The 12584-nt window shown below is 49.6% G+C and carries 13 protein-coding genes; 11 read left to right on the plus strand and 2 right to left on the minus strand.

All coding sequences use genetic code 11. The features are described from left to right. The first annotated feature begins 79 nt into the window (after nt 1-79). The 11 genes from rpsB (at nt 80) to H9I35_RS01865 (ending at nt 9624) form a co-directional block, all read left to right on the plus strand. Nucleotides 80-961: a 30S ribosomal protein S2 gene (gene rpsB, locus H9I35_RS01815; protein WP_187419952.1), complete on the plus strand. Its 882-nt coding sequence runs from the start codon at nt 80-82 to the stop codon at nt 959-961. A gap of 67 nt (nt 962-1028) precedes the next feature. Then, complete coding sequence (gene tsf, locus H9I35_RS01820; protein WP_016520113.1) at nt 1029-1862, plus strand: translation elongation factor Ts; 834 nt, start codon at nt 1029-1031, stop codon at nt 1860-1862. Between the two features lie 98 nt (nt 1863-1960). After that, nucleotides 1961-2503 (plus strand): ribosome recycling factor, encoded by a 543-nt coding sequence (gene frr / locus H9I35_RS01825; protein WP_187419953.1) that lies wholly within the window; start codon nt 1961-1963, stop codon nt 2501-2503. Beyond that, on the plus strand, nt 2500-3210 hold the full coding sequence (uppS, locus tag H9I35_RS01830; protein WP_187419954.1) for a polyprenyl diphosphate synthase: 711 nt from the start codon (nt 2500-2502) through the stop codon (nt 3208-3210). The genes frr and uppS overlap by 4 nt, the downstream gene beginning before the upstream one ends. A 61-nt stretch (nt 3211-3271) precedes the next feature. After that, entirely contained in the window at nt 3272-4126 is an 855-nt protein-coding gene (locus H9I35_RS01835; protein WP_187419955.1) for a phosphatidate cytidylyltransferase, read from the plus strand. Next, nucleotides 4123-5205: a 1-deoxy-D-xylulose-5-phosphate reductoisomerase gene (locus H9I35_RS01840; protein WP_187419956.1), complete on the plus strand. Its 1083-nt coding sequence runs from the start codon at nt 4123-4125 to the stop codon at nt 5203-5205. Before H9I35_RS01835 ends, H9I35_RS01840 begins: the two co-directional genes overlap by 4 nt. Then, entirely contained in the window at nt 5202-6326 is a 1125-nt protein-coding gene (gene rseP / locus H9I35_RS01845; RefSeq protein ID WP_187419957.1) for an RIP metalloprotease RseP, read from the plus strand. Before H9I35_RS01840 ends, rseP begins: the two co-directional genes overlap by 4 nt. Nucleotides 6327-6335: 9 nt before the next feature. After that, complete coding sequence (locus H9I35_RS01850) at nt 6336-8282, plus strand: WD40 repeat domain-containing protein (RefSeq protein WP_187419958.1); 1947 nt, start codon at nt 6336-6338, stop codon at nt 8280-8282. Nucleotides 8283-8428: 146 nt separating this feature from the next. After that, on the plus strand, nt 8429-8884 hold the full coding sequence (locus H9I35_RS01855; RefSeq protein WP_187419959.1) for a hypothetical protein: 456 nt from the start codon (nt 8429-8431) through the stop codon (nt 8882-8884). Further along, the gene (locus tag H9I35_RS01860; RefSeq protein WP_252722693.1) at nt 8832-9239 is read left to right on the plus strand and encodes a nucleotidyltransferase family protein; all 408 of its coding nucleotides are present in this window, start codon (nt 8832-8834) and stop codon (nt 9237-9239) included. Before H9I35_RS01855 ends, H9I35_RS01860 begins: the two co-directional genes overlap by 53 nt. Continuing rightward, a complete protein-coding gene (locus tag H9I35_RS01865; protein ID WP_187419960.1) occupies nt 9229-9624 on the plus strand; it encodes a HEPN domain-containing protein in 396 nt (131 codons plus the stop codon). The genes H9I35_RS01860 and H9I35_RS01865 overlap by 11 nt, the downstream gene beginning before the upstream one ends. A gap of 171 nt (nt 9625-9795) precedes the next feature. On the opposite strand, the gene glgA is transcribed toward H9I35_RS01865, so the two are convergent. Together glgA and H9I35_RS01875 are read right to left on the minus strand one after the other, a co-directional pair. Next, nucleotides 9796-11268 (minus strand): glycogen synthase GlgA, encoded by a 1473-nt coding sequence (glgA, locus tag H9I35_RS01870; protein ID WP_187419961.1) that lies wholly within the window; start codon nt 11266-11268, stop codon nt 9796-9798. Nucleotides 11269-11305: 37 nt separating this feature from the next. Continuing rightward, nucleotides 11306-12499, minus strand: coding sequence for a pyridoxal phosphate-dependent aminotransferase (locus tag H9I35_RS01875; protein ID WP_187419962.1), 1194 nt, complete (start codon nt 12497-12499; stop codon nt 11306-11308). Nucleotides 12500-12584: the final 85 nt, after the last annotated feature.

The following is a 12584-nucleotide window of genomic DNA, read 5'->3' on the forward strand; positions in this document are numbered from 1 at the left end:
CGTCGATCTTTTTAACAAAAGACGGCGCATCGAGAAACAGAGTTCGGGGTATCGTACGATACCGGTGAAGGAGTACGTCATGGCAGTTGTAACCATGAAAAACCTGCTTGAATCGGGAGTTCATTTCGGTCATCAGGTAAAGCGATGGGATCCCCGCATGAAGAAATATATCTTCGCGGAGCGGAACGGGATTCACATTATCGATTTGCAAAAGACGATCGCGGCTATAAGAGAAAGCTACGAAGTCGTACGCAAAGCGACGACGGCGGGAAAATCCATCCTGTTCGTCGGAACGAAAAAACAGGCGCAGCAGGCGATTCAAAAAGAAGCCGAACGCTGCGGTCAATTCTACGTCAACAACCGCTGGCTCGGCGGTATGCTCACAAACTTTTCAACGATCAAAAAATCGCTGCAGCGGCTTAAAAAAATCGAAAAGATGGAAGTCGACGGCACTTTCGACAATTTGACGAAAAAAGAAGTTTCCGCTCTGCAAAAAGAAAAGGCAAAACTTGAAAAAAACCTCGCCGGCATCAAAGAGATGAAAGAATTGCCGGGCGTCGTGTTCATCATCGACACGCACAAAGAACAGATCGCCGTCGCTGAAGCGCACCGTATGGGTATTCCCATCATCGCCGTCGTCGACACGAACTGCAATCCCGAAGGCATCACCTACCCTATTCCCGGCAACGACGACGCTATCCGCGCCATTTCGCTGTTTACGTCGATCATCGCAAATGCGGTCATCGAAGCGGACAATGAACAGGGCTTAAAGATCCTCGAAAATTTGAACGATGAAGACGAAAACATACAGACGGATGCCGCCGTCAAAGACAACGACGTCGAAATCGAAGATTATTCGAATTACGAGCCTGCGGAAACTAAAAAAGAAGAAGACGCCGAAACGGAATCGAAAGAAGCGGATCAGCTTATCGACGAAGATAAAATCTACGGCGACAAATAACTAACGAAAGGAGATGTCCGAAAGCGTAAATTTTCGGATATCCCCTGTCAATTTTGGAGTTACGATAATGAATATTAAAGCATCGGATATTAAAACGCTGCGTGAAACGACGGGCGCCGGTATGATGGACTGTAAGCGTGCGCTTGAAGACACGAACGGCGATATCGATAAAGCGGCAAAACTTTTAAAAGAAAAAGGACTCGCCGCCGTCGCAAAAAGAGCCGACCGCGCGACCGCGGAAGGACGCATCTACATTCAGAAAAAGGGAAACAAGATCGCGGTCGTCGAACTCGTGTGCGAAACGGACTTCGTTTCCAAAAACGAAGAATTCATAGCGCTCGGACAAAAGCTCGTCGATTTGACGTTTGAAAAAGGCTACACGAAAGTGGAAAGCGAGCATTCCGATATGCTCACCGTTTTTGCGACGAAGGTCCGCGAAAATATGTCCGTGCGCCACGTATCGCTTATCGATGTGCCGGAAAACGCGGTTGCGGGCACTTACGTCCACAGCGATTTCAAAACGGGAGCCCTCTGCATCGTCAAGGGGTCGACGGATCCGAAAGTGCAGGAATTCGCAAATGACTGCTGTCTGCATATGGCGGCTTTTACTCCCGCATATATCACGCAAAAAGACGTTCCCCAGTCCTATACGGACGAGCAGATGGAAATATTTTCAAAGCAGCTCGATCAGGATGAAAAGATGGCGTCAAAACCGCAAAACGTCAAAGACGGCATCTTAAAGGGCAAATTGAAAAAACATCTCGAAGAAGTGTGCTTTGTCGATCAGATGTTCGTAAAAGACGACAAAATGAGCGTCGCCGCAAAACTTGCGGAAGTGTCGAAAGAAGTCGGCACCCCGCTCGAATTCGGAGAAGTGCATCTCTACGTTCTCGGAAGATAGGCGCACAATGCAAAGCGTTCGTGAGCTTTCGCGTGCGCTTTGCCATGCGTTTGTTGTAACGCAACTTTCTAAAACCGTATTTTCTACCGGAGGATGCAATGGCAGACAGTGAAGAGAAAATGCAAAAAGCGATACATTCGCTTACCGATACTTTCGCCGCGATCAGAACGGGAAGGGCGAGCGCAGCTCTTTTCGATAAAGTGCGCGTCGACTGCTACGGTCAAAAATCGCCGCTCAATCAAGTGGCTACGATCGCGATTCCCGAAGCGAGGACGGTCGTCATTCAGCCTTTCGACAAATCGCTCATCGGCGACATCGAAAAAGCGATTCAGGCAGCCGACCTCGGCTTGAATCCGTCGAACGACGGCAAAGTGATCCGCATCGCGATTCCGCCGCTCACGGCCGACAGGCGCAAAGAACTCGTCAAACAGGCGAAAGCCGACGCGGAAAATTACCGCACGCAAATACGCAACATCCGTCGCGACGGAAACGACGCGCTCAAAAAACAGCAAAAATCGGGCGAGCTCACCGAAGACGGTTTGAAGTCGGAAACGGATAAACTGCAAAAGCTTACCGACAAGTATATCGCGGAGATACAAAAGCTCTACGATGCAAAAGAAAAGGAAATACTCGAAGGTTGACCTCTCTCGATACGACTCGCCTGCCCCGCCATGTTGCGATCATTATGGACGGCAACGGCAGGTGGGCTGAAAGGCGGCATAAAAACCGCAGCGCAGGGCATTATGCGGGCGCCGAACAGGCGAAAAAAATCGTCGGAGCCGCTGCATCTCTCGGCATCGCCTATGTGACGCTCTATATTTTTTCGACGGAAAACTGGAAGCGCACCGCCGAAGAGACGGGATATCTGATGAGTCTTATCAAAAACCACTTGAGAGCGGAGTTCGCCTTTTATAAAAAAAATAAAATACGGCTTTTGCACTTGGGCGATATCGCAGGTCTTCCTGAAGATATCCGCGAAGAGATACGGAACGCAACGGCGGAAACGGCGCACTTTACCGGAACGACGCTCGTCATGGCGATCAATTACGGGGGCAGGGACGAAATCGTGCGCGGCGTAAAAAAACTTGCCGCCTGTCAAACGCCGGCGGAAGCGATCGACGAAAATGCGCTCGCTTCTTCGTTCGACATAGCGGATTTGCCCGACGTCGACTTATTGATCAGAACGGGTGGCGAAAAACGGCTCAGCAATTTTCTTTTGTGGCACGCTTCTTATGCGGAGCTCGTGTTTACGGATACGCTGTGGCCCGACTACGGCGAAGACGAATTTTACGGTCATATCGAGCAGTTTCAAAAGAGGACGAGACGGTTCGGCGCGGTGCTCGCCTGAAGTTGACGCGCTTGAAGCTTTCTGCAAAGCACGAGCAAAAGTTTTTATGGAGGACGGTACGATGCCAAAACTCGTACAACGGCTTTTGATTTTTTTTATCGGCATACCGCTCGTAATCGGTCTTGTCTTTCTTCCGTTTTTTCAACGGCTGCCCTTTCACATCGCCGTGTGCGCATTTTCGTTCATCGGCAGTTTGGAACTCTACGATATGTTTTCAAAAAACGGTCCGCTTTTGCCGAAACCGCTCGTCGCGATTTTAAACCTTTTGATCCCCGTTTCGGCGTACGTCTGCGTTTGCTTTTCGTTCCCTTTCGGTATCGTAACGGGCGTTTTCGTTGCGGGAACGTGCATTCTCATGGCTTACAACGCGCTTACGGTAAAATCTTTCGAACATTCGAATACCGCAGTTTCTCTTTCCGTATCGATTTTATTATATACGGGCTACCTCATCACCTTCATTTCAAGGATGACGGCCTACGAACACGGAAGTTTTTATATCGCCGCATTTTTGTGGATGACCTTTATCTGCGATTCGGTCGCGTGGCTTTTCGGCATGCTGCTCGGAAAAAACAACCGAGGCGTCATCGCCGCAAGTCCGAATAAAAGCGTCGCGGGTTTTGCAGGCGGCTATGTCGGCTGCATCCTCGCTTCGCTCATCGCGCAGAAAGCCTTACCGCATATTTTTCCCGGCTCTCTTTGGAAATCGGTTTTTTTCGGCATCCTCGTCGCAAGCGCAGCCATCGTCGGAGACCTCGCCGAATCGGTATTTAAGCGGAGTTCAAACGTAAAAGATTCGGGCGGCATTATGCCCGGACGCGGCGGTGTTTTGGATTCCATCGATTCGCTTTTGTTTGCGGCTCCCGTGTTTTATCTTTCGCTCCTCATGCTCTACGGAGTTCCGATCTTTTTACGATGAAAAAAGTTTTCGTTATGGGCTGTACCGGCTCCATCGGTACGAATACGCTCGACATCATTAAAAATATGCCCGCCCTCTTTTGCGCGTGCGCCCTCGCCTCTCATACGAGCCGCGAAAAAACCGAAAAGCTCGCTTCCTCTTTCGGCTGCGATTTTACGCTTACGGCTGATGATCCGCACGGCATCGAGCGTCTCATAAAACAAACGCGCCCCGACATCGCGGTAAACGGAATAGCCGGAAGTGCAGGTCTCCTTCCGTCGAAAGCGGTACTCGAAGCCGGAGTCGATTTGGCGCTTGCAAATAAAGAAACCGTCGTCATGGCGTGGCATCTCATACGGGCTCTCGCCGAAAAATCGGGCGCACGCATCATCCCCGTCGATTCGGAGCATTCGGCGATTTTCAGTCTCATCGAAAAAATCGGCAGAGAAAATATTGCAGAAATTCTCATAACCGCAAGCGGCGGCCCCTTCCGCACATACGCAAAAGAAAATCTTGCGCGCGTTTCCGTAAAAGACGCTCTCGCTCACCCGACGTGGAAAATGGGCAAAAAAATCACGATCGATTCTGCGACGCTTGCAAACAAGGGGCTTGAAGTGATCGAAGCGTGCCGCCTCTTCGACGTATCGCCCGAAATCGTAAAAGTCGTCGTCCACCCCGAAAGCATCGTGCATTCGCTCGTGCGAACAAAGGACGGTATGCTTTATGCCGAACTTTCCGATCCCGATATGAAGCGCCCCATCCTTTCGGCGCTTACGCAGCCCGAAACGGCGGAAAATTATCTTCAAACTTTCGACCTCTTCGATAAAACGCTTTCGTTTTTCCGGCCGCGCACCGAAGACTTTCCGCTCCTTGCATACGCGTACGAAGCGGCAAAACGGGGAGCATCCTATACGATCGCATACAATGCCGCCGACGAAGTCGCAGCCCTCGCATTCCTCGACGGAAAACTTTCGTTTACCGACATCGCCCGCGTCGTTCGAAGCGTGCTTGACGAAGATTGGAGCGTGTTACCCGAAAGCTTCGAAGACGTTTTTAAAGCGGATGCAAAAGCGAGATCTCTTGCAAAAACTCTGATATGAAATGGATTTACGGCATAGTCTGCCTCGGTTTTTTGGTTTTTTTTCACGAACTCGGACACTTTATCGCAGCGAAATTATTCGGCGTAAAAGTCGAATCCTTTTCGCTCGGTTTCGGGCCCGCCCTATTGCATAAAACGATCGGCGGTACCGACTACCGTTTATCGCTTTTGCCCCTCGGCGGATACTGCGGCATGAAAGGAGAGCGTGATTTTCAAGCAGCGCTCGACGCCTCTTCTCCTCGCATCGAAGCCGAGCGCGATTCGCTCTACGGCATCAACCCGCTCGGACGCGCTCTCATCGGATTCGCAGGTCCCTTTTTCAACGCGCTCTTCGCCTTTGCCGCCTTTTCGGCGGTTGCGATGACGGGCTATACGTATTATTCGTATACGGCAAAGATAAAACTTGCGGATGAAACCCGCCCCGAAGTGCATTCACCTGCAAGGAAAGCGGGATTGAAAACCGGCGACACTATCATATCGATCGAAGGAAAACCCGTGGAAGATTTTTCCGATATAATTATGGAAGTCGCGTCGAACCCCGATAAGGATTTGCATATCGTCGTATTGCGTGACGGCGAAAAGCTCGCCTACACCGTTCACAGCGATTTTGACAAATCGACCGGGAGCGGAAAGATCGGCGTCATGCCTTTTTCGAACGAGCCGATAATGCGCGAAGCGAAACGGTATCCGTTTTTTAAAGCGCTCGTTGAGGGGATAAAGCGGACGGGAGAAACCCTTTCGCTTACCGTAAAAAGCATAGCGCTTTTGTTCAAAGGAGCCGACGTGCAAAATGCGATTTCAGGTCCCGTCGGTGTTGCGGGTATGCTCGGAAACACCGTCGAAGACGGATTCGGAGCGGGGTTCAGGCAGGGCATTACGGCGATTTTGGAACTCATGGCCTTTATCAGCATTTCGCTTTTTATCATGAACCTGCTTCCGATACCGGTACTCGACGGCGCTTTGATTTTTTTCGCGTTCGTCGAATTCGTTTTCCGCCGTCCGATCAATCCGAAAATACAATATTACGCGCAGTACGCGGGGCTTGCGATCATTGCAGCGCTTTTCGTACTCGGCATAACAAGCGATATTCGGCGCTTCACTGCGGCGCTGCAATCGCACTAGGATATCAGTATGAATACATTATTAAATTTCCATCCGTTTCACGTTTCAACAAAGGCGAATATTTTCAAAAATCGATATGCGATATTTTTTATTGCAGCCCTTTTTTGCGCGCTGCCGCTCGCATCGGAGTCTCACATTTCCAATCAAAAGCACGAAGGAGAAATCAGGGCGGTTTCGGCTTCCTTCGACGGAAGCGCATTTTTTACGGCGGGCGACGACGGATTTTTAATAAAATGGACGGCCGACGGCCAGGGCGAACATTATCAAATTTCGGATATGAGCGTAAAACTCTGCGCCCTCTCCCCCGACGGCAAAACGATCGCCGCATACGAAACGGACGGAGGACTCGTAAACCGCGTGAGCTTATGGGATTTCGATACGCTGCAGCGGAAATACGCACGGCGCTTTGCAGATGCGGTGACGTCTTTGTCGTTTTCGGCAAAGGGCACTTATGTCATCGTCGGAACGGCTTCCGTAGAAGGAGCGATTTTTTTACGCGCTTCCGACGGACGTGTTGCCGACGTTTTAAAAGATTCGACGGGAATCATTTCGTATGCTGTAACGAGCGCATCGGAAAAAACGCTGTGCACGTATTCGCCTGTCGGCTTTATTTCGTATTACAATATGACCGACGGAAAACTCAAACGGCGATTGAACTGCGAAGCGAATCTTTCGGATATCGCGTCCTTCGACGGTGATATGTTTTTTGCAGGCACCAAAAACGATACGGTGTACGCCGTGTCGGCACTTTCGGGAAAGACGGCCGCTTCCGTTTCCGCACGCGCTCCGATACTCCTGACGAGCGCCGACGATAAAAACCTGTACTATATCGCAAGCAGTGCATCCCGAAACTACTCGCTTTTGATGCTTGAAAACCGCGGCGACAAAACGTTTTCATCTCCCCTCATTTTGAAAAACTTCAAATCGCTTCCGAACGGAGAAGCGATCAGAGCGGGCGCAAAAGCGGGAGACGAAATCGCTCTTGCATCTTCGGGCGGCAACATATTTCGAACGACGACTTTTCCCGATACGGCGCCCCTCTCTCTTTCCCCGCTCACCGACGATATCTACGAAAAAATTTCCGATGCGGCGAGCGCTGAAGACGGCTTTTATTTTTTGACGCGCGGCGCGCTCTATGCGTCATCCTACGACACCGGCACCGTCGATAAACTGGCATCGAATGACGCTCACACGAATATGAGCGTCTGCGAAGGAGGCGTCATCCTGTGGTCGCGCGGCACGAAGCGGGCGGTCGAATATTTCGACTTTACGGAAAATAAAACTACTCGGCTTTTTACGCCCGAAAGCGGCGTACAATCCGTCCGCGCATTCGGAAATATCGTTTTGGCAATGGAAAGTAACGCCGTCGTCCGCGCATATTACAGGGACACGGGCAAAATTGAAGAGCTGTATGCGGGAGCGGGATTGCAGGATGCGCTCATTTCAGGCGGTACGCTCTATGTCGCAAAGTCCTCCGCGACAAATCCTCCGTCCGCCCTTCTCAGCATCGATATGCGCACAAAGGAAATCGTGCCGTTGAAAATTGCAGCCGACATCGTCTACGCGCTTTCGGCTTCCGACGGCGAATTGTACGGCATCGCCGTGCAGTCAGGCGAAGATGAAAAAACGACGAACCTTTTTTCGTATGCGCCGTCTGCTTCGAAAGCGACGATGCTCTTAAAACTCAACGACGAAGATACGGGCGCTTTTACGTATTTTTACGACGGAAATATTTTGACGGATATCGGAAGCGAAAAAGTATATTCGTACGATCTTTCGCGAAAAAAAAGCAAATACTACGGACGCTCCGCATCGCTTCCGGTAAAAGCCGTGCAAAACGGAGAGCGCATCGCCGTATTGAATCGAGACGGAAGCATTTCGTGGTACGATACGGGAAAGACCGAAGTGCTCGCCGATTGGTATTTGACAAAAGACGGCACGTGGTACGAGTTTTAAGTAAATCCGACCGTCCCGTATTCAAATCGATTTTATATTTTCCCGTTCGACTTACTTGACAGTTGTTGTATTCCCCGTAGTATTGCAGTGCATGCGCTTGCCTCGGAAGTGCAATCGCATTACAAAAATTTTACAGGGGGATACTTATGTGTACTGAATGCTACGCCGACGAAGACAGGGTAACGCCGCTTTTGAATCCGGAAGAATGTTTGAAAAACCATACGCAATACATCTGCGGAACGTGCGGACGATGCATCTGCATCGACCGTACAAAAAACGGATTACAGCGCTGGAACTTTCCGTTTAAATCTGCGGCAATCGCAAAATTATATATACGTACGGCCGATTTCACAATGAAAAAAAGCTGCGGCATATATGAAATAAAAAGTGCTTCGGGAAGAATTTTTTATAAAATATTTTCGGATGAAGCGGAATTGAAAACCTATTTGCAAAACAACAAAGATAAAACGTGCAGCGGAAAAAAGCCGCTTTTTTCTCAAAGCCGCTACCGCGAATTTCCGAACACGCAAGTGCGGCGCTTGAGCGAAGATGAAGCGTTACACTATATGGACGAACGCAAAACGCGGCAAAGCAAGCGCTGAAACCGTTGTCGGCAGTCCGTTTTCGTGGTATCATAAAGCGATGATTACGGAAGAGATTAAACGGATAACGGAAAAAATCAAAGAAGCCCTCGATCCCGAGCGCATCTATCTTTTCGGTTCGTATGCGCGCAACGAAGAAACCGAAAAGAGCGATTATGATTTTTATGTCGTTGTCGATGAGGAAAAAGGGAATCCTTTGCTTTTGTGTGATAAAGCTTATTCGGCGATTTTCGATATACAAGAAAAACCGTGCGATGTTATCGTAAATCATAAGTCGAAATTCGATATACGAAAATATCGTCCGACACTCGAAAAAACAGTTGCAAATGAAGGTGTATTGCTTTATGAAAAATGATCTTAAACAAGACGTAGAGGAATGGCTTCGCATTGTCGAAATGGACAGGACAACTGCTTATCATCTTTTTAAAACCATGCGTCCCAAACCTTTGGAAATCATCTGCTTTCACTGTCAGCAGGCTGCCGAAAAAGCAATTAAGGCTTTATTTATCTTAAAAGAAATTGAAATTATTAAAATACACGATTTGGGAATGCTTATTAAAACGATACAACCCAAAATAGCGTTTCCCGAAACAGTGAAACTTTCTGCTATCAGTTTAACAAAATTTGCCGCGACTTTTCGATACCCTGACTATCCTGATATCGATGAAGAGCTTACAAAAAAGGCGCTGGCCGATATGGATGTCGTAGTCGATTGGTGCAAAGAACAAATCGAAGCTTAAAATACGCACGGCTGCGGCATTTTCGAAAATTGATATTTTCTCAAAGCCGCTACCGCGAATTTCCGAACACGCAAGTGCGGCGCTTGAGCGAAGATGAAGCGCTACGCTATATGAGCGAACGCAAAACGAGGCAAAGCAAGCGATGAAACCGTTAGCGGCAGTCCGGTGTTTTCAAATTCCCGCACCGCGTGCAAGGGCTTCTTTATAGACGGCGATGTACTGTTCGGCCGATTTTTTCCAGCTGAAATCTTTTTTCATGCCGCGCTTTCGCATTTCGGCGATGTGCTCTTTTTTGTTATAATACGCATAAACCGCCCAGCCGCAGGTATCGAATACGGAATCGGGCGTCAAGTTGTCGAACATAAAGCCCGTACCTTCCCCCGTCTCTTCATCGTACTGTTCGACCGTATCGGCAAGTCCTCCCGTACGGCGCACGATCGGGAGCGTGCCGTACAAAAGCGAATACATTTGATTCAATCCGCACGGCTCGTATTTCGACGGCATCAAAAAGAAATCGCTGCCGGCTTCGATAAGATGGCTCAAACTTTCATCGTAGCCGATATATGCGCGCATATTCGGAAGCTTCGACTGAAGCGCGAGTATTTCGTTTTCGCACCACTTTTCCCCGCTTCCGAGGACTGCGACCTGCACGTCGATTTCGCTGCACAGGCGGTACATACAGCCGTAAGTCGGCGCAAAAAGTTCGGCGATGCCTTTTTGATCGGCAAGACGCGTTACGATTCCGATAACGGGAACGGCATCGTCTTCGGGGAGCTTCATACGCTTTTGCAGTTCGCGTTTGCATACCGCTTTTTTTTCAAGCGACGTTTCGTCGTAGTTTACGGGAATGAGCGTATCCGTTTTCGGATTCCACACATCTTCATCGATTCCGTTTAGGATGCCGCGGACGACGTCGCTCCTTACGCGCAAAAGCCCGTCCATACCGAAGCCGCCTTCGGCGGTTTGGATTTCTTTCGCATAAGTCGGGGACACCGTCGTGATCATATCGGCGGAAGATATACCCCCCTGCAAAAAATTGATACCGCCGTTATGTTCAAGTCCCGCGCCGTAATACAATCCCCAATGAATGCCGAGAGAAGGAAACCAATCTTTTGCGTATTGTCCCTGATAGCCTAAATTGTGAATCGTCAAAACGCTCGCCGTCTTTGCAAAGAAGTCGTTTCTGATGACATGCTTTAAGATGATCGGAGCGAGGGACGCCGACCAATCGTGCGCGTGGACGATATCGGGATACCATCCGAGCTTTCGGCACAGCTGAAAAGCTCCGTGACACAAAAGCGAAAAGCGGTACGGATTGTCGTGAAAATCGGTTTCCGACTTTGTACCGTACACGCCGTCGCGCCCGAACGCGCCTTCGTGATCGATAAAATAAACTGCGACCTTTGACGAAGGCAGCACGCTTTCATAAACGCCGACCCACGATTCAGAAGTTCCCGCAGCGACGGCAAGAGGACCGGGGATCGCCTGTAATTTTTTCCGGTCGATTTTATAATAGCGCGGCATGACGATTTTTACATCGTGTCCGATCTTTGAAAGAGACAGTGCCAAAGCGGACACCATATCGGCAAGCCCGCCCGTCTTCGCAAAGGGTACCGCTTCGGCCGTCACCATAAAGATTTTCATATCGCCTCCGTAAAACCGCTCGTATACGCCGCAGCGCTCAAGCTTTATCGTGCACCGCCTTATAAAAGGCCTCGCGCGAACCGATAATCGTCCGCTCGCTCACGCAGTACGCGATCCGAAACCAGCCCTCCCCGCCGAAACCGCTTCCCGGCGCGCACAGAATATTGTATTTTTTCAAATGATCCGTAAACGCAAGATCATCACCCTTCCACGCATCGGGCACTTTTACAAAAAGATAAAATGCGCCGTCTGGTTTCGCATACTCCAATCCCGCATAATCCATGATTTCTTTTAAAAGCGCGCAGCGTTTTTCATAAGGCGAATAATCGCACGGTGCGTTCCAAGAAGATGCGACGACTTTTTGAAAAAAGGCCGGCGCGTTGACGTAGCCTAAAATGCGCGTCGAAAAAATCGCTGCGGCGATAAAGGCATCCGCTTCCGTACATGCGGGATTCAGAGCGAGATATCCTATACGTTCTCCCGGCAAACTTAAATTTTTTGCAAAAGACGTAACGATGACGGTATTTTCGTAAAACGGAAATACGGGCGGAACTTTTTTGCCGTCATAGACGATGGCACGGTACGGTTCGTCGCAGATGAGGTAAGGCATGCGGCCGCATTTTTTTCCGTGTTCGCGAAGTGCGTTCGAAAGAGATGCAATATCTTCCGCCGAATAGATCCGCCCCGTCGGATTGTTCGGAGAATTGATTAAAACCGCGCAGGTCTTTTCGGTAAGCGCTTTTGCGATTGCGCTACAGTCGAGCGAAAAATCCTCTTTCGTCTTTACACGCACGATAGCGCCCGCATGATTTCGGATATAGTGATCGTATTCGGCAAAATACGGAGAAGGAACGATCACTTCGTCGCCCGCATTTAAAAGCGATTTTAAAACAACGTTGAGCGCACCCGCGGCTCCGCACGACATAACGATGTGAGTAGCCGGAACGGACACTCCCTGTTCGGCTTCCGTCTTTTTCGCCATGGCTTCCCGTGCAAAAAGATAACCCGCGTTCGGCATATAGCCGTGTGTACCGTGAGCGTTATCCGAAGCGATTCTCTCTACCGCTCGGGCGACGCTGTCAGGCGGATCCAAATCGGGATTCCCGAGACTGAAATCGTAGACGTTTTCGGCTCCGTATTTTTTTTTGAGCCGCGCCCCTTCTTCGAACATTTTGCGGATGACGCCCGCTTTCGGACTTTCAACCGAATCCCGTATATATGCCGCTATCATACCTACAGTATAGCACACGTATAAGATTTTGCGTAACTCCTTTTCCGAGTTTGTGTTCAAGGGAAAAAGTAATCGACTTTTGCGA

Source organism: Treponema sp. Marseille-Q4132 (assembly GCF_014334835.1).
GTDB classification, from domain to species: domain Bacteria; phylum Spirochaetota; class Spirochaetia; order Treponematales; family Treponemataceae; genus Treponema_D; species Treponema_D paredis.

Excerpts from the sequence above, each read along its gene's own strand:
- H9I35_RS01850 (WP_187419958.1), top strand. The coding sequence starts at position 6,336 with ATGAATACATTATTAAATTTCCATCCGTTTCACGTTTCAACAAAGGCG.
- H9I35_RS01840 (WP_187419956.1), top strand. The coding sequence starts at position 4,123 with ATGAAAAAAGTTTTCGTTATGGGCTGTACCGGCTCCATCGGTACGAAT.
- H9I35_RS01875 (WP_187419962.1), bottom strand. The coding sequence starts at position 12,499 with ATGATAGCGGCATATATACGGGATTCGGTTGAAAGTCCGAAAGCGGGC.
- frr (WP_187419953.1), top strand. The coding sequence starts at position 1,961 with ATGGCAGACAGTGAAGAGAAAATGCAAAAAGCGATACATTCGCTTACC.
- glgA (WP_187419961.1), bottom strand. The coding sequence starts at position 11,268 with ATGAAAATCTTTATGGTGACGGCCGAAGCGGTACCCTTTGCGAAGACG.
- tsf (WP_016520113.1), top strand. The coding sequence starts at position 1,029 with ATGAATATTAAAGCATCGGATATTAAAACGCTGCGTGAAACGACGGGC.
- H9I35_RS01865 (WP_187419960.1), top strand. The coding sequence starts at position 9,229 with ATGAAAAATGATCTTAAACAAGACGTAGAGGAATGGCTTCGCATTGTC.
- H9I35_RS01860 (WP_252722693.1), top strand. The coding sequence starts at position 8,832 with ATGAAGCGTTACACTATATGGACGAACGCAAAACGCGGCAAAGCAAGC.
- rseP (WP_187419957.1), top strand. The coding sequence starts at position 5,202 with ATGAAATGGATTTACGGCATAGTCTGCCTCGGTTTTTTGGTTTTTTTT.
- H9I35_RS01855 (WP_187419959.1), top strand. The coding sequence starts at position 8,429 with ATGTGTACTGAATGCTACGCCGACGAAGACAGGGTAACGCCGCTTTTG.
- H9I35_RS01835 (WP_187419955.1), top strand. The coding sequence starts at position 3,272 with ATGCCAAAACTCGTACAACGGCTTTTGATTTTTTTTATCGGCATACCG.
- rpsB (WP_187419952.1), top strand. The coding sequence starts at position 80 with ATGGCAGTTGTAACCATGAAAAACCTGCTTGAATCGGGAGTTCATTTC.